This window comes from Kitasatospora sp. NPDC001603 (assembly GCF_040298365.1).
Taxonomy (GTDB): domain Bacteria; phylum Actinomycetota; class Actinomycetes; order Streptomycetales; family Streptomycetaceae; genus Kitasatospora.
This window is the reverse complement of sequence record NZ_JBEPAA010000007.1, coordinates 158,950-183,551: the sequence shown is the minus strand read 5'-3', so window position 1 is coordinate 183,551 and position 24,602 is coordinate 158,950. Positions and strand designations below refer to the sequence as shown.

Sequence of the window (24,602 nt, the reverse complement as noted above, 5' to 3'; positions counted from 1 at the left end):
GGACAGCTCCGTGACGCCCCGCACCGGGCCCCGGGCCGTCCCCTAGGGGATCGCCGCGCCCGCCGACCGCCGGCGCCGGGCCTCCGTGGCCACCTCGATCGAGGCGGCCGCGGCCACCGAGGCCGCCGCGCCGACCCCGGCCAGCACCCGCGGCCAGAAGTCCCCGAACACCTCCACCGAGACGGCGATCAGCAGCGCGGTGATCACCGCGACGACGTGCTCCAGGCCCGCCAGGTTCGGCAGCACGACCGCCTCACCGACCATCAGCGCGACCACCACACCGGCCGTGAACCATGCCCGGCAGCGGAACGCGATGCAGATCGCCAGCGCCACCACCGCCGCCGAGGGACCGGTGTCCCGGACGTACGCCACCCACCTCGGGAAGCCGAACATGTGGTCCGGACCGATCGCCACACCGACCCGGGCGAACAGCGTCCCGGCCAGCGTGCAGGCGTAGGCCACCACCAGGGTGAGCCGCCGTCCGAGCACGATCTCGGCGATCCCGAAGACCACGAACACCTGGGCCAGCGCCCCCCAGACCGGCAGGTCCAGCGCCGGCACGTACAGCGAGAGCGGTGTGCGCAGCAGCGAGACGTCCAGCGGCAGCGCCGCCTTCACCACCCCGATCCGGGTGACGAACCGCTCGCCGCCCGGCAGGTGCTGCACGATGCTGAACAGCAGGATCAGCGCGGTCGCCGCCGTCGACAGCGGAACGGCGGCGAACTTCTTCGCCACCAGCCGGTCCCGGACCGTCCCGAACAACGTCCCCCACTCGGCGACAGCGGCCGCACCGGCAATAGCCAGCGGCCCCTTTCGCACGCCCCCCGCGTGGGTCCTGTAAATCACAACCGTCTCTCCAAATCCCCGAAGCCGCGAACGCCTTCTCGACCACTCCAACATTAGAAGCCGGTTAATGAATCCACATCGGCATAAAAGTGGAGCGGCCTCATCCTCTGGGGGGAGAGAAACCCCGGTAGCTCCCCCCATCCGGACGACCGGCCCCCTCCGCCCCCCGGCGGAGGGGTTACCCCTTCCCGTCCCGCGCGGCCGCCGGCGGGCGGGGCGCCGTGCCGGCGCTCCCCGCGTGCCGGCGACGGAACAGGGCGGGCAGGCTCGGCGCGGTGATGAAGCCCTCGGCGCGCGCGCTGGCGATGCCGATGCGCGGAATCTCGCTGCTCTTCTCGAACAGCAGATAGCGCGGTTCCCAGATCGGCCGGTACTTGGCGTTGGCCCGGTACAGCGATTCGATCTGCCACCAGCGCGAGAAGAAGCCCAGCACCGAGCGCCAGAGCCGGAGCACCGGCCCCGCGCCGAGGCGCGATCCCCGCTCGAAAACGGAACGGAACATTGCGAAGTTCAACGACACCCGGGCCAGCTGGACCTCCTCGGCGCGCTGCAGGAGTTCGATCACCATGAACTCCATCAGGCCGTTCTCGGTGTCCCGGGCCCGGCGCATCAGGTCCAGCGAGAGCCCGTCCGCGCCCCACGGCACGAAGCTCAGCAGCGCCTTCAGCTCGCCGTCCCCGTCGTGGCACTCCAGCATCACGCAGCGCCCGTCGCCCGGGTCGCCGAGGCGGCCGAGGGCCATCGAGAAGCCGCGCTCGGTCGCGCCGTCGCGCCACTGGTCGGCCTTGGCCACCAGCTGGGCCATCTCGCACTCGGGGATGGACTCGTGGCGGCGGATCCGCACGGTGTACCCGGCCCGCTTGACCCGGTTGTAGGCCTGGCGGACCACCCGCATCGCCCGGCCGTCCAGCGAGAACTCGTCCAGCTCGACGATCGCCTCGTCACCGAGTTCCAGCGCGTCCAGCCCGTGCCGGGCGTAGATCACCCCGGCCTCCTCGGAGGCGCCCATCACGGCCGGCGCCCAGGCGTGCTCGCGGGCCTCGGCCAGCCAGGCGTCGATCGCGCCGGGCCAGGCCTCCGGGTCCCCGATCGGGTCGCCCGAGGCCAGCGAGACCCCGCCGACCACCCGGTAGGTCACCGCCGCCTTGCCGCTGGGGGAGAAGACCACCGCCTTGTCCCGGCGCAGCGCGAAGTAGCCCAGCGAGTCCCGGTCGCCCTGCTTCTCCAGCAGGCCGCGCAGCCGCTCCTCGTCCTCCGGGGTCAGCAGCTCCTTGTCCTTGGGGCTGCGGAACGCCACGTAGAGCACCAGCAGGAAGAGCACCCCGCCCATCGCGTTGATGACGGCGTTGACCCAGGTGGGCGCGGAGATCACGGAGCGCAGGTGCTCGGAGGGCGTGATGGTGATCATCCGGCCGACCGAGTAGCGGAAGAGGTCCCAGAATCCGGCGCCCTGGGCGCCGTTGTTCGCCCAGACCAGCAGCGCGCCGACCACCCCGCCGAAGGCCAGGCCGCCGACGAAGGTGGCCGCCGCGGTCTTCGGGTTGGAGCTGTCGCCCTTGGAGGTGAACTCCTTCCGCCCGACCAGCAACGCCAGCACGAACGCGCAGGTCAGCACGGTGGAGATGTAGTTGAGCGGGTGCCGGTTGAAGCGCTCGTCGGGCAGCGCCATGGCGGCCACGTAGAGGAACGCGAACAGCCCCGCCAGCGCGATGTTGAAGATCCACGCGGCCCGCTTGCGCCGACGCATCGCGATCGCCAGGAAGACCGACAGCACCGCGGTGCTCAGCCCGGCCGTCATCAGGTACGGGGTGAAGTACTCGCCCTCGTTGTGCGTCTCGACCTGGTCCCGGAACGGCACCAGCAGCACCGTCACGAGGTTCAGCAGGGCGATCAGCCGCAGGTACCAGACGGTGGCCGCGGCGGCCCTCGGGCGCCAGCGCTCCAGCAGGCCGGCGGGCCGGGGCCCGGTGGACGCGGCGGACGGCTCCGGCTTCACAGTGGACGACACAGCTCAATTCCAAACGATCAGATGGTGGGGCGCATCCGCACACAGGCCGGCGCCGGGCATCCGTGCGCCCGACGGACTGACCGGCGACCCTGGCCATGACCGGAAACCGGTGAGGGGCAGCCGACTCCATCGTTCCGCACCCCGGGCGAGGATGACGTGAACCCGGTAGCCGATTCCGCCCCCCGCCGAACGGCGGGGGTGTCCACCCAGCGGCGGCGTTCGGCACCCCGCCCCCACTGGCCCTAGTCTCGAAATGCTCAAGCACACCGCAGCGAGCGGACCGGCCGGTCCCGGCCGCCCGAACCGAGGAGGGACCATCACCACCACCCGCGTGCTGATCGTGGACGACGAGATCCTGGTCCGCTCCGGCCTCGGCCTCATCGTCGGCTCCGCCCCCGACCTGGAGGTGGTCGGCGACTGCTCCGGCGGCCGGGCCGAGGACTTCGTCCAGCGCCTGCGCCCGCACGTGGTGCTGCTCGACATCCGGATGCCCGACCTCGACGGCATCTCGGTGCTGCGCCGGCTGCGCGCCCTGCCCGACCCGCCGGCGGTGGCGATGCTCACCACCTTCGACACCGACGAGTACATCGGCACCGCGCTGCGCGCCGGCGCGGCCGGCTTCCTGCTCAAGGACACCGCCCCGGACCAGCTGGTCCACGCCGTCCGGGTGATCGCGGCCGGCGGCAGCATCCTCTCCCCGACCGTCACCCGCACCGTGATCGGCGGCTACGTGGACGGCGGCGGCCCGGACGCCGAGGCCACCTCGCTGGCCCGCACCCTCACCAGCCGCGAACTCGACGTCCTGGCGCTGCTCGGCGAGGGGCTGTCCAACGCCGAGATCGCCGACCGGCTCTTCCTGGGCACCGGCACGGTGAAGGACCACATCAGCGCGATCCTCGGCAAGCTCGGCGCCGCCAACCGGGTGCAGGCGGCGGTCGTCGCCCACCGGGCCGGCCTGGTCCGGCCGAAACCCGGCGACGGGGCATGACCACGAGCGAGCTGCCCCCCGCCAGACGCCTGCCGGCCTGGCTGACCGCGCCCTGGTTGATGCTGCTGCTGCCGGCCCTCTACTCGCTGATGGACGCCGCCCTGGTGGCCCGCGGCTCGGCCTGGTGGCAGGTGCTGCTCTCGCTGCTCGCCGCCGCAGTGCTGCCCTGGCGCCGGCGCTTCCCGGTCACCGTGCTGCTGCTCACCATGCCGGGCAGCTACCTCGCCGACATCTGGCTCGCCCCGATCACCGCCGTGTACACGGTGGCCGCCGAGCGGCCGGTGCCCCGGGTGGTGGTCCCCTGCGCGACCCTCTTCGCCCTGGTGGAGTTCTTCCACTGGCCGCTCTCCGAGCAGTCCCTCGAACCGAGCCGGGAGACCGCGCTCTACGCCATCCAGTCGGTGATGCTGGCCGCCGGCCCGGCCGCCACCGGTCTGCTCTCGCGCACCCGCCGGGAGCTGGCGGCCCGGCTGGACGAACTGACCCGGGGCCGGGCCCGGGAGAACCGGCTGCTCGCCGAGCGGGTCCTGGTCAGCGAGCGGGCCCGGCTCGCCCGGGAGATGCACGACGTGGTCTCGCACCAGGTCAGCCTGATCAGCATCCAGGCCGGCGCGCTGCAGGTCAGCACCGCGGACCCGGCCGCCGCGGCCACCGCCCGGACGATCCGGGAGCTCTCCGTGCGCACCCTGGAGGAGCTGCGGCAGATGGTCGGCGTGCTGCGGGCCGCCGGCTCCCGCCCGGACACCCCGCTCGCCCCGCAGCCGCGGCTGGCCGACCTCCCCCGGCTGATCGAGGAGAGCGGCCTGGCGGCCGTGGCCGAGCTGTCCCCGGGGGACCACCCCTGGCCCGAGGCGGTCGAGCGGGCCGCCTACCGGACGGTCCAGGAGGCGCTCACCAACATCACCAAGTACGCCCCGCAGGCCACCGTCCACGTCTACGTGCGGGCGGCGGGCCGCCGGCTCCGGGTCGAGGTCCGCAACGACGCCCCGCCGGTCCGCCCGGCCGAGACCCTGCCGGGCGGCGGCCACGGCCTGGTCGGGCTGCGGGAGCGGGCCCAGCTGCTCGGCGGCACGCTCACCGCCGGCACCACCCCCGACGGCGGCTTCGCGGTACGGGCCGACCTGCCCGCCGGCCGGGAGTGAACCCGCCCGCGCCGGCTCCGCGGCCCCGGGCACGCCCCGAACACGAGAAAGCCCCGCAGATCCGAAGATCTGCGGGGCTTCGCTGTGCGCGAGGGGGGAGTTGAACCCCCACGCCCTTTCGGGCACTGGAACCTGAATCCAGCGCGTCTGCCTATTCCGCCACCCGCGCATGGGTGTCTGTCGTGGTTGCCAGCCGACCAGCCGATCCGCTCGGTACCATGTGGTCTTCGCGGCTCTTCGGTCCGGCTCCCTTGCGGGCGCCCCTTCCGACGTGGAAAACAGTAGCACGACCTGCGGGCCGCCTCCGAATCCGTTTCCCGGGACGGCCGAGCGCATCCGAACGGATGCCCGGACGAACAGCCGAGCGAGGGATGAGGGCACGTTTCGACGGGTAGCCCTGGCATGCTGCCGCCGCCATGCGTCACCCTGTGTGTCCGAGCCCACCCCCGGTCACCACGCGGTCCGGGAACCGTATGGATGGCCCCGGCGTGGATACGATCAGTACGGAAGTACCGCAAGTAGGCGCGACCGGCTCCCCGGGATCCGGTCGCGGGCAGGCGAACGAACCCTGGAAGGGGGTGCCCCAATGGGAGTGCTGAAGAAGTTCGAGCAGCGACTTGAGGGTCTCGTCAACGGCACCTTCGCCAAGGTGTTCAAATCCGAGGTCCAGCCCGTGGAGATCGCCGGTGCGCTGCAGCGCGAGTGCGACAACAACGCGAGCATCTGGAACCGCGACCGGACCGTCGTGCCCAACGACTTCATCGTCGAGCTCAGCCCGCACGACTTCGAGCGGCTCAGCCCCTACTCCGGTCAGCTGGGCACCGAGCTGGCCGGGATGGTCCGCGAGTACGCCGAGGCCCAGCGGTACTCCTTCATGGGCCCGCTCCAGGTGAACCTGGAGAAGGCCGACGACCTGGACACCGGGCTCTACCGGGTGCGCAGCCGCACGCTGGCCGCCGAGGAGCAGCCGCAGCAGCAGGCCCCGGCGCACCCCACCCAGGGGGGCGGCTACGGCCGGCCGCCGGCCGCCCCGGCCCCCGGCGCACCGTGGCAGCAGCAGGGCGCCGCTCCCTACAGCGCGCCCCCGCCGCCGGCCGCACCCCCCGCCATGCCTGCCGGCCCGCCCGCGGGCGGCAACGTCCGCCCGTTCCCCGGCGCCGGCCACGGCACCGCCGTCCGGCGCTGGATCGAGGTCAACGGCTCCCGCCACCAGATCACCGGGAACGCCTGCGTGCTCGGCCGCTCCACCGAGGCCGACGTGCGGATCGACGACCCCGGGGTCTCCCGCAAGCACGCCGAGATCCGGCCCGGCACGCCCTCGATGGTGCTCGACCTCGGGTCCACCAACGGCATCGTGGTGGACGGACAGCACACCCAGCGCGCTACGCTCCGCGACGGCTCGCGAATCGTCGTGGGTTCCACCACCATCGTCTACCGACAGGTCGAAGGGTAGTGTCCGATTTGTTCGCTCGCTTCGCTCACTCACGGGCGGGCCGGCCATGTCAGAACTGACCCTGACGGTCATGCGGCTGGGTTTCCTCGCCGTGCTGTGGCTCTTCGTCATCGTCGCGGTCCAGGTGATCCGCAGTGACCTCTTCGGCACGAAGGTGAACCCGCGTTCCTCCCGCCGGGGCGGTGCCGCGACCGCGGCCGCCGCCACGGCGGCCCCCACCGCGGCCGCGCCCGGGCGGGCCCCGCAGGGCCAGCCCGCCCCGGCCGCCCAGACCCAGGGCGGAGGCGGCGGCCGGCGCCGCGGCGCCCCGACCCAGCTGGTCGTGGTGCAGGGCTCGCTGGCCGGTACGACCGTGGCGCTGCAGGGCCAGACCATCACGCTGGGCCGCGCGCACGACTCCACCATCGTGCTGGACGACGACTACGCGTCCTCCCGGCATGCCAGGATCTATCCGGATCAGACTGGGCAGTGGACGGTCGAGGATCTAGGCTCCACCAACGGCACCTATCTGGACCGGCAGCGCCTGACCGCGCCGACCCCGCTCCAGCCGGGCATGCCGATCCGTATCGGCAGGACCGTCATCGAACTGCGGAAGTAGTAGCGCATGAGGGACAGCATCCCGTCCATGACCCAGAGGGGGGCTCAGGTCGCATGACCCTGGTGCTGCGCTTCGCCGCCGGCTCCCACAAGGGGCTGATCCGGGAGGGGAACGAGGACTCCGGCTATGCCGGGCCGCGGCTGCTCGCCGTGGCCGACGGCATGGGCGGGGCCGCGGCCGGCGAGGTCGCTTCCTCCGAGGTGCTCGGCTCGATCGTCCGGCTGGACGAGGACGTGCCCGGCGCCGACCTGCTGACCCTGCTCGGAGACGCCGTCCAGGGCGCCAACGACCGCCTCCGGCAGATGGTCGAGGAGGACCCGCAGCTGGAAGGCATGGGCTGCACCCTCACCGCGATGCTCTGGACGGGCCAGCGGATGGGTCTGGTGCACGTCGGCGACTCCCGCGCCTACCTGCTGCGCGACGGCGCGCTGGTGCAGATCACCCAGGACCACACCTGGGTGCAGCGCCTGGTCGACGAGGGCCGGATCACGCCCGAGGAGGCCGAGACCCACCCGCAGCGCTCGCTGCTGATGCGGGCGCTGGACGGCCGCGGCCAGGTCGAGCCCGACCTGTCGATCCGCGAGGTCCGGGCCGGCGACCGCTACCTGATCTGCTCCGACGGCCTCTCCGGCCCGGTCAGCCACCAGACCCTCCAGGACACCCTCGGGAGCTTCTACTCCCCCGAGCAGACCGTGCAGGAGCTGATCCAGCTCGCCCTGCGCGGCGGCGGTCCGGACAACATCACCTGCATCGTGGCGGACGTCCTCGACGTCGGTGCCACGGACACCCTGAGCGGTCAGTTCAACGACGTCCCGGTGGTCGTCGGCGCGGTCGCCGAGACCCCGCCGTCCTCGACCGTCGCCGACCAGTCGATCCGGGACACCCCGGCCGGCCGGGCGGCCGGCCTCGGCCGCTCCCCGCAGGGCGCCTTCGGCCCCGCCGAGGGCTACGACGGCGGCTACGGCGCCGCCCCGGCCGGCTTCGGCCCGGCCGAGGGCTACGCGGCCGGCGAGCCCCCGGTGTACGGCACCGAGGACTTCGACGACGAGGCGCTGCCGAAGCGCAAGGGCAAGGCGCTCAAGCTCTCGCTGGCGGCCCTGGTCGCCCTGGGCGTGCTGGGCGGCGTCGGCTTCTTCGGCTACCAGTGGACCCAGGACCAGTACTACGTCGGCGTCGACGGCGACCACGTCGCGGTCTACCAGGGCGTCAACCAGAGCCTCGCCGGGCTGAGCCTGTCCTCGGTGCACACCACGTACAAGGACATCGAGCTCAAGTACCTGCCGCAGGACCAGCGCACCCACGTCACCAACACCATCTCGGCCAGCAGCCTCGGCGACGCCGACGACAAGGTGAAGAAGCTGGGCGAGCAGGCGACGTTCTGCCACAAGGTCTCCGACGCCCGGGCGGCCGCCGCGGCCAACCCGGCGCTGCCGGGCACCGCGCCGACCGGTCAGCCGGGCACCACGCCCGCCGTGGCGCACATCGGCTTCCGGACGGCCACCGCGCCCGCGCCGTCGCCCTCCGTGCCCGGCCGGGCGGCTCCGGCCACCCCCACGGCCTCGGCCACCCCGACCCCCACCCCGACCACGGCCGCCCCGAGCCAGAGCGCCGCCGCCCCGGCCACCGGGTCGCAGGGCGACCTGCCCGGTCTGACGGACGAGGAGCGGCAGAAGGCCGACTCCTGCCCGAAGCCGTGACGGCCGCGACCCGACATAGGCCCGCCCCGAGCGGGCCTGCCGGCCGTCAGGGAGCGGTCACCACGTGAGCACCTTCGACCTCAGCAACGGCGCCGACAACCGCTCCGGCGACCGCCGGTCCGGCGGCGTACCGGCCGACCGCGCCTCCTCCCGGCGCCGGGGCAACACCACCATCTCCCCGCAGGGCGCGCCCAACCGACGCAACACCGAGCTGGCCATGCTGGCGTTCGCGGTGCTGCTGCCGGTCCTCGCGTACGCCAACGTGGGCCTCGCGATGGACGACTCGCTACCGGCCGGCATGCTCGGCTACGGCCTCGGCATGGGGGCGCTGGCACTGGTCGCGCACCTGCTGATGCGCCGCTTCGCGCCCTACGCGGACCCGCTGATGCTGCCGATCGCCACCCTGCTCAACGGGCTCGGCGTGGTGATGATCTGGCGGCTCGACAAGGCCGGGAAGCTGCTGCACAACAACTACCCCGCGGCGGCCAACCAGCTGATGTGGTCAGGCCTCGGGGTGGCGTTCTTCATCTTCGTGATGATCTTCCTGAAGGACCACCGGGTCCTCCAGCGCTACACCTACATCTCGATGGCGGCGGCCCTGGTGCTGCTCGCGGCGCCGGCCTTCTTCCCGGCCCGCAAGGAGGACTTCGGCGCCAAGATCTGGATCCGGATGGGCGCCTTCTCGATCCAGCCCGGTGAGTTCGCCAAGATCATCCTGACCGTGTTCTTCGCCGGCTACCTGATGGTCAAGCGGGACGCCCTGGCCCTGGCCAGCCGCCGCTTCATGGGCCTCTACCTGCCGCGCGGCCGCGACCTCGGCCCGATCATCGTGATCTGGCTGCTCAGCCTGCTGATCCTGATCTTCGAGAACGACCTGGGCTCGTCCTTCCTGTACTTCGGCCTCTTCGTGGTGATGCTCTACGTCGCCACCGAGCGCACCAGCTGGATCGTCTTCGGCCTGCTGATGTCCGTCGGCGGCGCCGTCGCGGTCGCCTCCACCGCCAGCCACGTGAAGACCCGGATCGACGCCTGGCTCGACCCGATGGCCGCCTTCACGCCCAAACCGCCCCAGGGCTCGACGGAACAGATCGGCCAGTCGCTGATGGCGCTGGGCTCCGGCGGGGTGACCGGCTCGGGCCTCGGCCAGGGCCGCTCCTGGCTGATCGACTTCGCCGCCAAGAGCGACTTCATCCTCGGCTCGTTCGGCGAGGAACTCGGGCTCACCGGCATCATGGCGATCTTCATGCTCTACGCCCTGCTGGTGCAGCGCGGCCTGCGCACCGCCATCGCGGCCCGGGACCCGTTCGGCAAGCTGTTCGCCGTCGGCCTCTCCTCGGCCATGGCGCTCCAGGTCTTCGTAGTCGCCGGCGGCGTCACCGGCCTGATCCCGCTGACCGGTATGACCATGCCGTTCCTCGCCCAGGGCGGGTCCTCGGTGGTCGCCAACTGGGCCCTGATCGCGATCCTGCTGAAGATCAGCGACAGCGCCCGCCGCCCCGGGGTGGAACCGGCCCCGGCCACCGAGCTCCAGGGGGGAGCAGCCTCGTGAACAAGCCGATCCGCCGGGTCTCGATCTTCTGCCTGGTCCTGATCCTGGCCCTGATGGTGCGCACCAACTGGGTGCAGGGCGTCCAGGCCGAGGCCTGGGCCACCAACAAGAACAACAAGCGGCAGGTGTACGACCGGTACGCCCACCCGCGGGGCAACATCATCGTCGACGGCAAGCCGGTCACCCAGTCCGACTTCGTCAACGGCCTGCGCTACAAGTACAAGCGCTCCTGGGTCGACGGCGCGATGTACGCGCCGGTGACCGGGTACTCCTCGCAGTCCTTCGGCGCCAGCCAGTTGGAGCAGCTGGAGGACGGCATCCTCTCCGGCAGCGACGACCGGCTGTTCTTCCGGAACACCCTGGACATGCTGACCGGGGAGCCGAAGAAGGGCGGGGACGTCGTCACGACGATCAACTCCAAGGCCCAGAAGGCCGCCTTCGACGGCCTCGGCAACAAGAAGGGCGCGGTGGTCGCGCTCGACCCGCGCACCGGCGCGATCCTGGCGCTGGTCTCCACCCCGTCCTACGACCCGGGCGCCTTCGCGGGCAGCGAGTCCGGCGACTCCAAGGCCTGGGTGGACCTCAACGCGGACCCGAACAAGCCGATGCTCAACCGCGCGCTGCGCGAGACGTACCCGCCCGGTTCGACGTTCAAGCTGGTCACCGCGGCGGCGGCGTTCGAGAACGGCGTGTTCCAGAGCGTCGACGACCAGACCCAGACGCCGAAGCCGTACATCCTGCCGGGCACCAAGACCGAGCTGAGGAACGAGAGCGACAACGAGCCCTGCGAGAACGCCACGGTCAAGGTCGCCATGGACTGGTCCTGCAACACCGTCTACGGCAAGATCGGCACCGAGCTCGGCAAGGAGAAGATGCGGGCGCAGGCCGAGAAGTTCGGCTTCAACAGCACCGTGGACACCCCGGTCCGGTCCGAGAAGAGCGTCTTCCCGACCAACTCCACCCCGGACGGCGTGGCGCTGGACTCCATCGGCCAGCACGACACCCGGGCCACCCCGCTCCAGATGGCCATGGTCTCGGCCGCGATCGCCAACAACGGCTCGCTGATGCAGCCGTACCTGGTCGACCAGGAGCGCTCGGCCTCGCTGACCACCATCTCCAAGCACACCGAGAAGCAGTACTCCCAGGCGATGAGCCCCGAGACCGCGCAGAAGCTCCAGGACCTGATGGTCTCGGTGGTCGACAACGGCACCGGCAAGAACGCCAAGATCCCGGGCCTGACGGTCGGCGGCAAGACCGGCACCGCGCAGCACGGCGAGGACAACGCCGGGCTGCCGTTCGCCTGGTTCACCTCCTACGCCAAGACCCCCGACGGCCAGTCCGTCGCGGTCGCGGTGGTGGTCGAGGACGGCTCCAACAACCGTGACGGGATCAGCGGCGGCCGGCTCGCCGCACCCATCGCCAAGGCGGTGATGCAGGCCGCCCTCGGCAAGTAGGGAGCGGCCGTCACGGGTGCGTCGAATGTCACGATCGGCCCCGCCGAACGGATACCGGTCTGGTATCGGCCCACGGCCGACTCCGGTCCGGCGCGGTGCGACCGGTAGCGTATCCGCAGCAGCGGGTGTGCCCGTTGCCGCCCGCGAAGCGTCGAAGGGTCCTGATCGCAGAACCACCCGGGCCCGCGCCGGCGTCACTCAGAGCGTGCGGGGACACCTACGTCACAACCTCACCGGCGGGTGAGGGAGAGGGTCGGAACTATGGAAGAGCCTCGTCGCCTAGGCGGCAGGTACGAGCTCGGCGGCGTCCTCGGACGCGGCGGCATGGCCGAGGTGTACCTCGCCCATGACACCCGGCTCGGCCGTTCCGTCGCTGTGAAGACGCTCCGGGCCGACATGGCCCGTGATCCGTCCTTCCAGGCCCGCTTCCGCCGTGAGGCGCAGTCCGCGGCGTCACTGAACCACCCCGCGATCGTCGCCGTGTACGACACCGGCGAGGACTACATCGACGGCATCTCCATCCCGTACATCGTGATGGAGTACGTCGAGGGTTCCACGCTGCGGGAGCTGCTGCACTCCGGCCGCCGGCTGCTGCCGGAGCGCTCGCTGGAGATGACCATCGGCATCCTCCAGGCCCTGGAGTACTCGCACCGGGCCGGCATCGTGCACCGCGACATCAAGCCCGCCAACGTGATGCTGACGCGGCAGGGCAACGTCAAGGTCATGGACTTCGGCATCGCCCGGGCGATGGGCGACGCCGGGATGACCATGACGCAGACCTCCGCCGTCATCGGGACCGCCCAGTACCTCTCCCCCGAGCAGGCCAAGGGCGAGCAGGTCGACGCCCGCTCGGACCTCTACTCCACCGGCTGCCTGCTGTACGAGCTGCTGACCGTGCGGCCGCCGTTCGTCGGCGACTCGCCGGTCGCGGTGGCCTACCAGCACGTCCGGGAGGAGGCGCAGCCGCCGTCGGTGTTCGATCCCGAGGTGCGCCCCGAGATCGACGCGATCGTGCTGAAGGCGCTCGCCAAGGACCGCGACTACCGGTACCAGAGCGCCGACGAGATGCGCGACGACATCGAGCGCTTCCTCGACGGCCTCCCGGTGGCCGCCGCCCAGCAGGCCGCCGCCTACGGGATGGGCGGCGCGGCCGGGTACGGCTACGACCAGAACGGCTACCCGCAGCAGCACGACCCGTACGGCCAGACCAACGTGCTGCCGCAGCAGCCCGGCGGCGGGCCGACCACGATGCTCCCGCAGGCCGGCTACGGCCAGCAGCCCGGCTACCAGGACGACGGCTACGGGCAGACCTACGCCGGTGCCCCGGGCGGCGGCGGGAACGACGGCTACGACGACGGCTACGGCCGCGGCGGGGGCCGGCGCGGCGAGCAGCCGCCGAAGAAGAGCAACACCTCCTGGATCGTGCTGGCGGTCGCCGCCGTGCTGGTCCTCGTCGGCACCTTCTTCGTCGCCCAGGCGATGTTCGGCAACAAGGGCGGCGACAAGAAGGAGACCGCGAAGGTCGTCGCGCCGAGCCTGGTGGGCAAGACGCTGGCCGAGGCCAAGACCCTCGCCGCGCAGAGCGGCCCCAAGCTGGTGGTGACCGAGGGCGAGAAGGTGGCCTGCCCGGACACCAACGTCAAGAAGGACCAGGTCTGCACCCAGACCCCGGCGGCCGGCGGCCAGGTCGCGGAGGCCGCCACGATCACGGTGCAGCTCTCCTCCGGTCCGGCCAAGGCGACCGTGCCCAAGGTGGTCGGCCTGACCAAGGACCAGGCGGTCAAGGCGCTCAACGACGCCGGCTTCACCAACATCGCGCAGCCCGAGTACAAGGACGACGACACCGCTCCGACGGAGACGGTCATCGCCCAGGACCCGGCGGCCAACGCGGCCGGCGACCCGACCGCGCAGATCAAGCTCACCGTCTCGCAGGGCAAGGCCAAGGTCTCCGTCCCCGGGGTGGTCGGCCAGCAGAAGGAGGCCGCGCAGGCCACCCTGGAGGGCGCGGGCTTCCAGGTCGACGCCTCGAAGACGACGCCGACCAACGACCCGACCAAGGTCAACACCGTCGCGTCGCAGTCGCTCCAGCCGAACACCAAGGCCGCGGCCAACTCGAAGATCACCCTGACGATCTTCAAGGCGCCGGACAAGGCCACCGTCCCGCCGCTGCAGAACGTCCCGGTCAAGGACGCCATCGCGCAGCTGCAGAAGATGGGCCTGGGCTACACCCTGCTCGGCTCGCAGGACCCGAACGGCACGGTCACCAACTCGATGCCGGGCGCCGGGACCCAGCTGGACCCGGGGCAGTCGGTCACCCTGATGGTGAAGCCGCCCGAGCCGACCAAAGGGGGCGACCCCGCCACCCCGTCACCCTCCAACACCAAAGGGGGCAACCCCTAAACCCTGGTTCCCCTGGCTCTGACGCCGGGAACGCCCGAGGGGCCCGTCGCAGCACCTGCGACGGGCCCCTCGGGCTTTCCGGTCCGGCCCGGTAGCTGGCCGGTGCCCGGGTCAGGACCTCAGCTCGGTCGGCGGGGTGCGCGCGGCGTCCATGTCGTCCACCCGCACCAGGCTGCCCCAGACGGCCATCCGGTAGCGCGAGGTGTAGACCGGCGTACAGGTCGTCAGGGTGATGTACCGTCCGGGCGCCTGGTAGCCCGAGCCCTTGGGGACGGGGGCGACGATGCCGGTGTCGTACTTGGAGGTCTCCGCCAGGGTGCTGTCGACCCGGTAGACGTACCACTTGTCCTTGGTCTCGACGACGATCGCGGCGCCCCGGTGGACGGCGTCGAGGTCGTGGAACTTCGCCCCGTGGCCGTCCCGGTGGGCGGCCAGCGCGAAGTTCCCGGTGGCGTCCCAGGGCATCGCGGCCCGGTAGGGCTGCTCGTACACCCCGGCGACGCCCTCGGCCAGGGTGTCGGCGTCGGTGCCCATCCGGATCAGCACCTGGTAGCCCCGGCCCATCGCGGGCACGTGCAGGAAGCCGATCCCGTCGCCCGCCAGGGGGGCCGGGCCGGTGCCGGTGCCGGGCGCGGCGGTGGGGCTCGGGGCGCCGGGGGCGGCCGGGGGGGCGTTGGTCGGCCCGGCCGCCCAGGCGCCGCGCAGCCGGTCGCCCGCCCGCGCCGCGGCGGCGTCGGCCTCCACATTGGTCCACCAGAGCGAGTAGGCGACGAAGAGACCGAGCACCAGCCCCAGGGTGATCAGCAGTTCGCCGAGGACGCCGAGCGCGGCCAGCGCCCGGCCCCGTCGCCGGCGGGCGGGCGCGGGCGGCGGGCCTGCCTGCGCCGTCTCGTCCTGGGTCACTCGTACTCCCCCTCGCGTGCTGTCCATCCGGTGCGGCGGCCGTCCGCCGCGGCCCGCCGGGGTTTGTCCGGCAGGCCCTAGCCGACCGTGAGGCCGGGCGGCTTGCCCTGGGTCCGCGGCCGCTCCTCGATCATCTTGCCAAAGAGGATCAGACGGGCCTTGGAACTGAACTCCGGTGTGCAGGTGGTCAGGGTGATGTAGCGGCCCGCCTGGGTGTACCCGGAGCCGCTGGGCACCGGCTTGATCACGCTCACGTTGGACGGCGGGGTCTCCGGGATGCCGCCGGTGATCTCGTACGTGTAGTACGCGGTGGCGGTCTCCACCACGATCTTGTCGCCCTTGCCGAGCTGGTTGATGTGCCGGAACGGCTCGCCGTGGGTGTTGCGGTGCGCGGCCAGCGCGAAGTTGCCCGCCTTGTCGGCCGGCATGCCCGTCCCGGCGTAGTGCCCGACCAGGCCCTTGTCGAGCACCGCCGACTTGGACGTGCCCTCGGCGATCGGGAACTTGAGACCCAGCTTCGGCAGGTGGATGATCGCGAAGCCCTTGCCGGGCTCGAAGGTCTCCGGCTTCGCCGGGTCCGGCGCGGGCTGCCCGGCCGCACCGGGTGCCGGCTGGGCCGCGTCGAACTGCTGCTCCAGCTGGTTGCGGGCGCCGTCGGCGGCCGCGTCGGCCTGCACGTTGGTCCACCAGAGCTGGTAGGAGACGAAGAGCAGCATCACCAGGCCGAGCGTGATGCACAGCTCGCCGACGAGGCGGGCGACCACGACGGCCGGCGACTCCTTGGGCCGCACCCGGCCCGTGGCCGCGCCGTCGGCCGCCCGGCGGCGCCCGCCGCCCGAGCGCACCGAGATCCGGCCCTGCGCGGCACGACGGCGTTCGGCCCGGCCGCCGAGCGGCGGGGGCGTGCCCTCCTCGGCGAGGGCCGGGAGCCGCAGCTGGAGGGTCTGGTCGGCCAGCCAGGGGTACTCGGGCTGCCCCGGGTGGGCCGGGCCGCCCGGAGCGGCCTGTCCGGCCTGCTCGTAGACGCTCCAGCCGTCCTCGGCACCACCGTGCTCCGGGTCGCCCGGTCCGAGCGGCTGCGCACCGTAGGGGTCGTACTGCTGGTACTGGCTCTCCGGCGGGTGCTGGCCCCGGCCGCCGTACTGCGGGGCAGGCTGCCGGTGCCGGCCGCCCGGGCCGGGTGCCCCGGCCCCGTGCGGATCCGCGCCCGCCTGGTATCGCCCCTCCGGACGCACCGCGGTCATGCCGCTCAGCCCCGGCCGATCACCGGGGCGAGCCCGGCCGAACGGCCGACGGCCTGCGGATCGCCGCACTCGGCCAGCCAGTTGGCGAGCATCCGGTGCCCGCCCTCGGTGAGGACCGACTCCGGGTGGAACTGGACGCCCTCGACCAGCAGCTCGCGGTGGCGCAGCCCCATGATCACGCCGCTCCCGGTCCGGGCGGTCACCACCAGCTCGGCCGGCACGGTGGCCGGCTCGACCGCCAGCGAGTGGTACCGGGTCGCGGTGAGCGGCGAGGGCAGGCCCTCGAAGACGCCGCCGTCCTCGTGCTCCACCAGCGAGGTCTTGCCGTGCAGCAGCTCGGGCGCCCGGCCGACCACCGCGCCGTACGCGACCGCGATCGACTGCAGGCCCAGGCAGACGCCGAAGACCGGCAGCCCGGTCCGCGCGCAGTGGTGGACCATCTCGATGCAGACCCCGGCCTCCTCGGGTGCACCGGGGCCGGGGGAGAGCAGCACCCCGTCGAAGCCCTCCGCGCCCGCGCGGCGCACCGCGTGCTCGACCGTCACCTCGTCGTTGCGCACCACCTCGCAGGTGGCGCCGAGCTGGTAGAGGTACTGGACCAGGTTGAAGACGAAGCTGTCGTAGTTGTCGACGACCAGGATGCGGGGCGAGGTCAGCTGGGGGGTCATTCGCGCGCTATCTCCGTGGGCTGCGGGGACTGGGAGGAGGAGCAGGGCCGCCGGGCTCAGCCGGCGGCGCCGCCGTCGCCGTCCACTGTGACGTCGCCGAAGGGGAGCAGCGGTTCCGCCCACGGGAAGACGTAGGTGAACAGGAGGTAGACCACCCCCAGGACGAGGAGCAGCGAGATGAGGGCCCGGACCAGGGGGTGCCCCGGAAGGTGTCGCCAGATCCAGCCGTACATGGTGCTCCCTCGACGCAACAGACTGGGGTCAAGAGTAGACCCGTGATCCGGGCGCGTGAGGCGCCCTTCCCCGGCAGCGCCCGCCCGTTGTGCTCCGGCGGCCCGCCCGGCGGGTCGCGGCGGCGGCCCGGAGCGGCGCCCCGGCCGGTGGTCACCGGCCGGCCGTCACTGTCCCCCGGCCGAACCCAGGTCGACCGTGCCGGAGTAGCCGGGCACGCTGAGCTCGCCGCTCTCCTGCACCTTCCAGCCCAGCCCGTACGCCTGCACGTACTGCAGGTAGTTGCGGATCGTCGGGTCGGCGTCCACCGCGGACCGCAGCGCGTCCGTGCGGCCCACCGCCTTGACCACGTACGGCGGGGAGTAGACCCGGCCCTGGAGCAGCAGGGTGTTGCCCACGCAGCGGACCGCGCTGGTGGCGATCAGCCGCTGGTCCATCACCTGGACGCCCTCGGCGCCGCCCCGCCAGAGCGCGTTGACCACCGCCTGGATGTCCTGCTGGTGGATGACGAGGTCGTTGACGCCGGGCTCGGGCACCCCGGGGATGCGCGCGGTGGCGTTCGGCGGCGCGTCGTTGAGGGTGACGGTCAGTCCGGGCCCCTGCAGCGGTTCCAGGGCGGCGGCCTGCTGGAGGGCGGTCAACCGGGCGGCGTCCGCGGGGCTGCGCCCCTGCTGGCCGGTGAGCGCCTGGGAACGCGCCTGGAGGTCGGCGAGCTGCTCCTGGGACTGCTGGTTCTGCGAGCTGCGCTGGCGTATCACGTCGCCGAGGCTCAGCAGCGAGTTGTCGGTCCGCAGATCGGTCCCGCGGGCGGTCTGCGCGCTGATGTAGAAGAGCAGGCCGGCGAGCGCGAAGACGGCGCAGGTCAGGGCACGGCCGACAATTCGGATGCCGGCGGCCCGAGAGCGGGCAGGCCGAGGAGGAATCGACAAATTAGGCACCGTACCCTTATCTCCTTCAGACCCGCCGAGCCACTACGCTAACGGACGCCGGTGGCATGTGCGGGACCGGTTCCCCTAACGTTCTCCACAGCCGCCACCCACCAGCCGCCCCACCCGCTGAACCCCTGCGCGGTCTCACAGCGCATCGACAGGAGAGCTCCTCGTGCCGAAGTCTCGACTCCGCAAGAAGTCCGATTACACCCCGCCGACGGTGGCAACGGTGAAGATCAGCTCGGGCCGAAGCTGGGTAGCCCCTCTGATGCTGGCACTGTTCCTGGTCGGTCTGGTCTGGATCGTCACCTATTACGTGACCAGTGGCACCTGGCCGGTCGAGAGCTGGGCCAACTGGAACATCCTGGTGGGCTTCGGCTTCATCGCGGCGGGATTCGGCGTCTCCACCCAGTGGAAGTGACGCCGGGGCCCAGGCCCTGAGCGTTCGCTCCGCCGCCCCGGCAGCGCCGTGCGGGGCGGCGCTGCGGTGTGTCCGGACACCGGACGGCGGTTACCCCGCTTATCACGCTTATCCACATGGTTATCCACACTGGGGAAAAGTCTCCCCAGCCTGTGGATAACTCGCGTCCGGCGCCCTGTCCACACCCGGGCGCGCGCTCCCCCGAATGCCGAATACGCACAGCGGGACACGCGTAGAACAACAGTCCACAGCCCGGCTGGCGCACCGGCTGTGCACAACCCCCCACGCGCTGTGGACAAACGTCCGAGACGGTCACCCGCCGTAGCGGGCCGTCCCGACCAGGACCATCAGCAGCACCAGCCCGGCCACCCCCGCCACCGTCAGTGCCTGGACGACCGTCCGGCGCTCCCGCGGGGCGTACATCAGCCCGATCGCGGTCAGCGTGCCGGCGACCAGCCCGCCGATGTGCGCCCGCCAGTCGATGCCGGACACCGAGAAGGTGACGATCAGGTTGAAGACCAGCAGCGCGATCACCGGTCCCAGCGGCGTCCTGGTCTGCTTGTACATCACCACGGTCGCGCCGAGCAGGCCGAAGATGGCGCCGGACGCCCCCAGCGAGTTCATGAAGCCGCCGGCCAGCAGGAAGGCGAACGCACTGCCGGCCAGGCCGGACAGCAGGTAGACGGCCAGGAAGCGGATCCGGCCGAGCGCCGCCTCCAGCGAGGGACCGATCACCCAGAGCATCACCATGTTGGTGGCGATGTGCCACGGCGCGACGTGCAGGAAGGTCGCGGTCAGCAGCCGGTACCACTGGTCCGGCCCGGCCGCCACGCCGTACGGGAAGCCGGTGATCTGCGGGCCGACGCTGAACAGCGAGAGGTCCTCGGCAAGCCACGGCTCCAGCACGTAGGCGGCCAGCAGGAAGACCGCGAGGTTGAGTCCGAGCAGGACCTTGGTGACCAGCGCGCCGTCGGCGGCCGGCTTGCCGCCGAACCGCGTGGTCGCCTGCCGCACCCGCCGGTTGTCCCCGCTGACGCACTCCGGACACTGGAAGCCCACCGAGGCGTTCACCATGCACCGCGGGCAGATCGGCCGGCCGCACCGGGAGCAGCCGATACCGGTCTCCTGCTCCGGGTGCCGGTAGCAGCGGGACGCCCCGGACCCGCCGCCCGGCCGCGGGTCCTCGTCCGTCGGCGGCCTGGACTCGTCCGGGAGCATCAGCGGTAACCCCTTCTCGTACGTCGGCGGCGCGGTCCCGCCGGCACCCGCCGTACGGGTGGCACCGGGATCGTCAGCGTACTGCGGCGGGTCGGCGCCGAGCGATCTCCACCGGCCGGATCCGGTCCCCGGACGCCGGGGGCCGGGCGACCCGCCGCACCCCGCGTACGGCCCACTCCGGAGTGCTCTCAGACAAATCAACGTGCATGATCAGCATTTAGGTGGATAAGTGCATATAGGACGCCACCAGGAGGAGAGACTCGTGACCCGTTTGGACTCAGCACGTGAGACGGCCGGCAAGACCCGGGAAACTCTCGCGCCCTACGCCGCCACCGCCAAGGAAACCGCGGTGCACCTCGCGGACGGCGCGAAGCAGCGGCTGGGGCCCGCTGTGGACGCCGTCGGGCCGAAGGCCTCCCAGGCAGCGCACAGCGCCCGTGTCCAGTACGCCAAGCACATCGCCCCGCAGTTCGAGCATGCCTTCGCCAGCCTTCCCCCGGAAGCCCAGAAGAACACCCTCAAGGCCCTCCACCGGGCCCAGGAGACCGCCCTGGCGGCCCGGCTCTCCGCGATCCGCGCCGCCGACCAGGCCCGCTCCACCGTGGTCCCCAAGGTCGCCCACGCGGTCGAGGAGGCCCGCGCCACCGTCACGCCCGTCGCGCTGGAGGCGCAGACCCGCGGCGCGGCCGCGCTGACCGCGCTGCAGGGCCACGTCACCTCGGCCGAGATCAGCGACCTCGCCGCCCGCAACGCCAGGAAGGAGCACCGCAACGGCTGGGCCACCGGCCTCGCCGTGGCGGGCGCCGTCGCCATCGGCAGCGGCATCCTGGTCTGGCAGTGGTGGCGGCACCAGGGCGACCCGGAGTGGCTCGTCGAGCCCACGACCGGGGCCCCCACCCCGGCGCCCGGCCCGGCCGAGGCCGCGGCCGCCCCGCGCCCCGGCGGCTCGCACGCCACGAGCGCCGGTACCGCGGACGGCACCGTGGACGCGGCCACCACCAGCCCGGTGAACGGCTCCACGGCCGAGACCGCGGCGGCGCCGGACGTCCCGACCGAGTCCGGCGCCGCCGAACCCGGCCCGTCCACCCCCGACGGGCCCGACCACGACGAGGACCGGCCCAAGCCGCACGACCCGCGCAAGCCGCACTGACCGGCCCGCGCCCCCCAGAACGCCGATCGGCCGCTGACCCGGATTCAGGTCAGCGGCCGATCGGCTGTTCGTCTGTGGAGCTTAGGAGACTCGAACTCCTGACATCTGCCTTGCAAAGGCAGCGCTCTACCAACTGAGCTAAAGCCCCTCGACGGCACCGCGTGTACCGCCGGGCACTAGCGTACCTGGTCCCGGCGCGAATCCCACGCCCCGTCCCCGCACTGGTGCCCGGCCGGTGCCAGAAGAGCCGGTCGGCCCGGTCGTCCGACCGGGCCGACCGACCGGGGAGACGCGCTGCGGCGTCTCCGAAGATCGTCGATCGTCAGATCGTCCGGGGCCTCAGCGACCGGCCGGGACCGGGTCGGTGGCCTCGGTCCACAGGTCCTGCTCGGCGCGGTCCGCCTGGACCTGACGGTAGACAAAGAAGCCGCCGAGGGCGACCAGGGCGACCAGGAGAAGCTTCTTCACCGCGGGACCTCGTCCTTCTTGCGTAGCGGACTCAACAGCCGTGCGCCGACCGGATTGGCCGGGCCGACGAGTCCATGGGTTCTTACGAGCACGAACGGGCTGCCGGGTGCCAGACTGCCCTTGCGGCCGATGATACACACCGGTGTCCCAATCGTGACCAGCCACCGCTGCCGCCAACCGACCCGTCCGGCCGGAGGATTGACGCCACACCTCCTGTCGTACGGTCGGCCCGCCGGTGAGCGGCCCCAGGACGCCCTCCGGACCGACCCGGACCGGTCACCGGCGGGGCGGCGTGACCACCACGGCGGTACCGGAGGCGAGGTCCACCCCGGTCCGCGGCGGAGCCCCCTCCCCCTCCTCGTCGCGCAGCATCAGCGTGCTGCGCCGCTCGTCCAGCTCGTGCTGCTTGCCCGCCGCGAACTGGGCGTGCAGCTGCTCGAAGCCGGTCGACGAGACCTGCCCCTCACGGCCCGTCCCCCGCCAGGGGATCCAGCGGGCCCGGCGGGCCCGCAGCGCCAGTTGATCGACGAAGGCCAGCACGACCAGCGCGCAGACCAGTCCGGGAATGCTCATCGCCCAGAACAGCGCCATACCGCCACCATCCCTCCACCCGCCCTCCCCCGGACAACCCCCGGGACGGGCCCGTGGTTCCCCGGTCCGGGCACGAGAACGCCGAAGGGCCCGGAGCGAGATCGCTCCGGGCCCTTCGCGGTGGTGGGCCTAACAGGACTTGAACCTGTGGCCTCTTCCTTATCAGGGAAGCGCTCTAACCGTCTGAGCTATAGGCCCTTGCCGCACTGAAAGATTAGCGGACCGACGGCCGATCTCCCAAATCCTGATCGGCACCGGCCCCGGCGGCAGTCCGCTGGTGGGAAGCGGTGGGGCGGCGGAGCAGCCACTCCTCACGGGTGGCCGGGAGGTGGGCCGCCCCCTCGGGACCGGTGCGCACGGCGAGGATCTGGTTGATCCCGATCCGGTTCTCCTCGAAGGCGAGCGCCGAGGCCGCCATGTACAGCCGCCAGACCCGGGCCCGGCCGCGGCCGACCAGGCGGACCGCCTCCGTCCAGTGCGCCTCCAGGTTGGCCACCCACTCGCGCAGCGTCAGCCCGTAGTGCTCGCGCAGCGACTCCACGTCGCGGACCTCGAAGCCGGCCTCCTCCAGCCGGGCCACGGTGGAACCGACCGGGGAGAGCTCGCCGTCCGGGAAGACGTAGCGGTCGATGAACGGGCTGGGGCGGTGCGGCTCGCCCGGGTGGTCCGGGCGGCGGGCGATCTGGTGGTTGAGCAGCCGGCCACCGGGCACCAGCAGGCCGTACAGGCCGTCGGCGTAGACCCGGTACTGCTCGGAGCCGACGTGCTCGGCCATGCCGACGCTGGAGATGGCGTCGAACGGGCCGTCCGGGATCTCCCGGTAGTCCTGCAGCCGGATCTCGATCCGGTCCGCCAGGCCGGCCTCCTCGACCCGCCGGCGGGCGAGCGCGACCTGCTCCTCGGAGATGGAGACGCCGACCGCGGTGACGCCGTAGTGCCGCGCGGCGTGCAGCACCAGCGAGCCCCAGCCGCAGCCGACGTCCAGCAGGCGCATCCCCGGCCGCAGGCCGAGCTTGCGGCAGATCAGGTCGAGCTTGGCCTCCTGGGCGGCCTCCAGGCTCTTGGCGGCGGGCTCCCAGTAGGCGCAGGAGTACACCATCGAGGAGCCCAGGACGAGCCCGTAGAAGTCGTTGCCGACGTCGTAGTGGTGGCTGATCGCCGCGCGGTCCCGGCTGCGGCTGTGCACCCGGCCCCGGACGGCCCCGGCCTCCTCCGGCGGCGGGGCGGGCTGCGGGCCGAGCGCACCCGCCCGGAGCAGCGCCCCCAGCACCCGGCGGCCCCGGGGGCCGACCACGTCGCCGGGGCCCAGCGCCAGCTGCCGGATCTCGGGACGCTCGGCGAGGTGCGCGACCACCGTCAGCACCTCGTAGAGGTCGGCGCCCGGAGCGAGCTCCAGGTCCCCCGACACGTAGGCCCGGGCCAGGCCCAGCTCACCCGGCTGCCAGAGCAGCCGGCGCAGCGCCCGCCGGTTGCGCAGCACCACCGTGGGCGCCCCCGGCGGCCCGGCGGCACTGCCGTCCCACACCTGCACCCGCAGCGGTACCGGGACCCCCAGCAGCCCTTCCAGGGCCTCGACCAGTTGCCTTGCGAGCTGAGCCATCGCGCGCCTCCGTCCAGCCGTACCTGCACAGCCGTACCCGCCCCGGCCGGTCGGACCGGGGGGCGGGCCCGCGGCACTCGGTGCTCGGCACGAGCGCGTCCAGCTAATCCCACCGCGGCGGACGCCCGACCGGGCGGCACGCCGCGGGGACCGGCTGTCACCCGAAACGCCGACGGGCCCCGAAGGCTGCAACAGCCGTCGGGGCCCGCACATTCCGTCCGCGGACGACGATGTGACCGGGAGTCAGACCAGGTCCGGCGCGGCCGGGGTCAGTCCTCCTCGGCCAGGGTCAGCTCGATGCCACCGGTGAAGCCGGCGGCCGCGTTGTAGATGAACGCCGAGAGCGTGGAGAGCGCGGTCAGCAGTACGACGTCGACCACCGCGATCAGCGAGGTGAAGGTCATCACCTTGCCGAACCCGACGTAGTCCATCAGGTTGATGCCGCTGTTGGGCGCCTCGCCGGCGGTGACCTCCTTGAGGGTCTTGCCGAGCGAGTCGAAGACCCCGAGCGAGTCCAGCGTCATCCACAGGACGGCCGCCGCCACGATGATGATGATCCCGACCGCCAGCGACAGCAGGAAGCTCACCTTCATCACCGACCACGGGTCGGCCTTGGTGATCCGCAGCCGGGCCTTGCGGGTCCGGCCGAGGCCGGCGCCCCCGACGGCCGGCGCCGCGCCGGGCCGGCGCGGGGCGCCGCCCGGGACGGGCGTCCCGCCGGGCGGGGTGTTGCCGCCCACCCGGGTGCCCCGGGGCGGCGTCGGCTGCCCCTTGGCGTACGTGGTCGGCTGCGAGAACCCGCTACCGCCCGGCGCCGGCGCTCCCGGCGGCGGAGGGGTCGGCTGCCCGCCGTACGTCGCCCCGCCCTGACCCGCCGCACCGACCGGTGGCATCAGCGAGGTGGACGCGGCGGGGTGCTCGGCCGGCGGCTGCGGCACCCCGTAGCCCCCGCCGCCCTGTGCTGCGCCCGGACGGCCGCCGGTGGCTCCTCCCGCAGCACCCGTGGCTCCACTCACTGGTCCTCCCGCACTTCCCACCAGGGCG

General features: G+C 72.5%; 22 protein-coding genes and 3 tRNA genes. 10 read left to right on the top strand and 15 right to left on the bottom strand.

Annotation, left to right across the window (positions count from 1 at the left end):
* Positions 1–42 precede the first annotated feature (42 nt).
* Complete coding sequence (locus tag ABT263_RS07695) at positions 43–819, bottom strand: hypothetical protein (protein ID WP_352288613.1); 777 nt, start codon at positions 817–819, stop codon at positions 43–45.
* A gap of 205 nt (positions 820–1,024) precedes the next feature.
* Positions 1,025–2,854, bottom strand: coding sequence for a phosphatidylglycerol lysyltransferase domain-containing protein (locus ABT263_RS07690; RefSeq protein ID WP_502885770.1), 1,830 nt, complete (start codon positions 2,852–2,854; stop codon positions 1,025–1,027).
* Between the two features lie 253 nt (positions 2,855–3,107).
* On the opposite strand from ABT263_RS07690, the gene ABT263_RS07685 reads away from it, so the two are divergent.
* The gene (locus ABT263_RS07685; protein WP_380391954.1) at positions 3,108–3,842 is read left to right on the top strand and encodes a response regulator; all 735 of its coding nucleotides are present in this window, start codon (positions 3,108–3,110) and stop codon (positions 3,840–3,842) included.
* Entirely contained in the window at positions 3,839–4,984 is a 1,146-nt protein-coding gene (locus ABT263_RS07680; RefSeq protein WP_352288610.1) for a sensor histidine kinase, read from the top strand. The genes ABT263_RS07685 and ABT263_RS07680 overlap by 4 nt, the downstream gene beginning before the upstream one ends.
* An 85-nt stretch (positions 4,985–5,069) precedes the next feature.
* Here ABT263_RS07680 and ABT263_RS07675 read toward each other — a convergent pair.
* A tRNA-Leu gene (locus ABT263_RS07675) sits at positions 5,070–5,153 on the bottom strand.
* 417 nt (positions 5,154–5,570) lie between these two features.
* On the opposite strand from ABT263_RS07675, the gene ABT263_RS07670 reads away from it, so the two are divergent.
* The 6 genes from ABT263_RS07670 (at position 5,571) to pknB (ending at position 14,135) form a co-directional block, all read left to right on the top strand.
* On the top strand, positions 5,571–6,437 hold the full coding sequence (locus ABT263_RS07670; protein WP_329488822.1) for an FHA domain-containing protein: 867 nt from the start codon (positions 5,571–5,573) through the stop codon (positions 6,435–6,437).
* Positions 6,438–6,483: 46 nt separating this feature from the next.
* Entirely contained in the window at positions 6,484–7,035 is a 552-nt protein-coding gene (locus ABT263_RS07665; protein ID WP_352288607.1) for an FHA domain-containing protein FhaB/FipA, read from the top strand.
* A 53-nt stretch (positions 7,036–7,088) separates the two neighbouring features.
* A complete protein-coding gene (locus tag ABT263_RS07660) occupies positions 7,089–8,732 on the top strand; it encodes a PP2C family protein-serine/threonine phosphatase (protein ID WP_352288605.1) in 1,644 nt (547 codons plus the stop codon).
* A gap of 172 nt (positions 8,733–8,904) precedes the next feature.
* Positions 8,905–10,281 (top strand): FtsW/RodA/SpoVE family cell cycle protein, encoded by a 1,377-nt coding sequence (locus ABT263_RS07655; RefSeq protein ID WP_329492179.1) that lies wholly within the window; start codon positions 8,905–8,907, stop codon positions 10,279–10,281.
* Positions 10,278–11,735, top strand: coding sequence for a peptidoglycan D,D-transpeptidase FtsI family protein (locus ABT263_RS07650; RefSeq protein ID WP_329488819.1), 1,458 nt, complete (start codon positions 10,278–10,280; stop codon positions 11,733–11,735). Before ABT263_RS07655 ends, ABT263_RS07650 begins: the two co-directional genes overlap by 4 nt.
* A gap of 261 nt (positions 11,736–11,996) precedes the next feature.
* Positions 11,997–14,135 carry a Stk1 family PASTA domain-containing Ser/Thr kinase gene (gene pknB, locus ABT263_RS07645; RefSeq protein ID WP_352288602.1) on the top strand — a complete coding sequence of 713 codons (2,139 nt, stop codon included), beginning with the start codon at positions 11,997–11,999 and terminating at the stop codon, positions 14,133–14,135.
* 111 nt (positions 14,136–14,246) lie between these two features.
* Here the strand turns inward: pknB and ABT263_RS07640 are convergent, their stop codons facing one another.
* From ABT263_RS07640 to ABT263_RS07620, 5 genes are all read right to left on the bottom strand, one after another.
* Positions 14,247–15,065, bottom strand: coding sequence for a class E sortase (locus tag ABT263_RS07640; RefSeq protein WP_502885769.1), 819 nt, complete (start codon positions 15,063–15,065; stop codon positions 14,247–14,249).
* A 50-nt stretch (positions 15,066–15,115) separates the two neighbouring features.
* A complete protein-coding gene (locus ABT263_RS07635) occupies positions 15,116–16,282 on the bottom strand; it encodes a class E sortase (RefSeq protein WP_352288597.1) in 1,167 nt (388 codons plus the stop codon).
* 5 nt (positions 16,283–16,287) lie between these two features.
* Entirely contained in the window at positions 16,288–16,950 is a 663-nt protein-coding gene (locus ABT263_RS07630) for an aminodeoxychorismate/anthranilate synthase component II (protein ID WP_352288595.1), read from the bottom strand.
* Positions 16,951–17,006: 56 nt separating this feature from the next.
* Complete coding sequence (locus tag ABT263_RS07625; protein WP_329488814.1) at positions 17,007–17,183, bottom strand: hypothetical protein; 177 nt, start codon at positions 17,181–17,183, stop codon at positions 17,007–17,009.
* A 165-nt stretch (positions 17,184–17,348) separates the two neighbouring features.
* A complete protein-coding gene (locus ABT263_RS07620; RefSeq protein ID WP_329488813.1) occupies positions 17,349–18,110 on the bottom strand; it encodes a DUF881 domain-containing protein in 762 nt (253 codons plus the stop codon).
* Positions 18,111–18,282: 172 nt separating this feature from the next.
* Between ABT263_RS07620 and crgA the strand changes: the two genes are divergently transcribed.
* Positions 18,283–18,531 carry a cell division protein CrgA gene (gene crgA / locus ABT263_RS07615; RefSeq protein WP_329488811.1) on the top strand — a complete coding sequence of 83 codons (249 nt, stop codon included), beginning with the start codon at positions 18,283–18,285 and terminating at the stop codon, positions 18,529–18,531.
* Between the two features lie 312 nt (positions 18,532–18,843).
* Here the strand turns inward: crgA and ABT263_RS07610 are convergent, their stop codons facing one another.
* Positions 18,844–19,749 (bottom strand): rhomboid family intramembrane serine protease, encoded by a 906-nt coding sequence (locus ABT263_RS07610; RefSeq protein WP_352288592.1) that lies wholly within the window; start codon positions 19,747–19,749, stop codon positions 18,844–18,846.
* Between the two features lie 262 nt (positions 19,750–20,011).
* Here ABT263_RS07610 and ABT263_RS07605 point away from each other — a divergent pair, with 262 nt between their 5' ends.
* A complete protein-coding gene (locus ABT263_RS07605) occupies positions 20,012–20,899 on the top strand; it encodes a DUF5324 family protein (protein ID WP_352288589.1) in 888 nt (295 codons plus the stop codon).
* Positions 20,900–20,974: 75 nt separating this feature from the next.
* Here ABT263_RS07605 and ABT263_RS07600 read toward each other — a convergent pair.
* From ABT263_RS07600 to ABT263_RS07575, 6 genes are all read right to left on the bottom strand, one after another.
* A tRNA-Ala gene (locus ABT263_RS07600) sits at positions 20,975–21,047 on the bottom strand.
* Between the two features lie 191 nt (positions 21,048–21,238).
* Positions 21,239–21,367: a DLW-39 family protein gene (locus ABT263_RS07595; protein ID WP_014137031.1), complete on the bottom strand. Its 129-nt coding sequence runs from the start codon at positions 21,365–21,367 to the stop codon at positions 21,239–21,241.
* A 276-nt stretch (positions 21,368–21,643) separates the two neighbouring features.
* Positions 21,644–21,958, bottom strand: coding sequence for a DUF6191 domain-containing protein (locus ABT263_RS07590; protein ID WP_352288586.1), 315 nt, complete (start codon positions 21,956–21,958; stop codon positions 21,644–21,646).
* Positions 21,959–22,079: 121 nt separating this feature from the next.
* Positions 22,080–22,156: transfer RNA gene (locus ABT263_RS07585), tRNA-Ile, on the bottom strand.
* 16 nt (positions 22,157–22,172) lie between these two features.
* Entirely contained in the window at positions 22,173–23,558 is a 1,386-nt protein-coding gene (locus ABT263_RS07580) for a class I SAM-dependent methyltransferase (RefSeq protein WP_352288583.1), read from the bottom strand.
* Between the two features lie 269 nt (positions 23,559–23,827).
* Complete coding sequence (locus ABT263_RS07575) at positions 23,828–24,574, bottom strand: DUF3566 domain-containing protein (protein WP_329488806.1); 747 nt, start codon at positions 24,572–24,574, stop codon at positions 23,828–23,830.
* Positions 24,575–24,602: the final 28 nt, after the last annotated feature.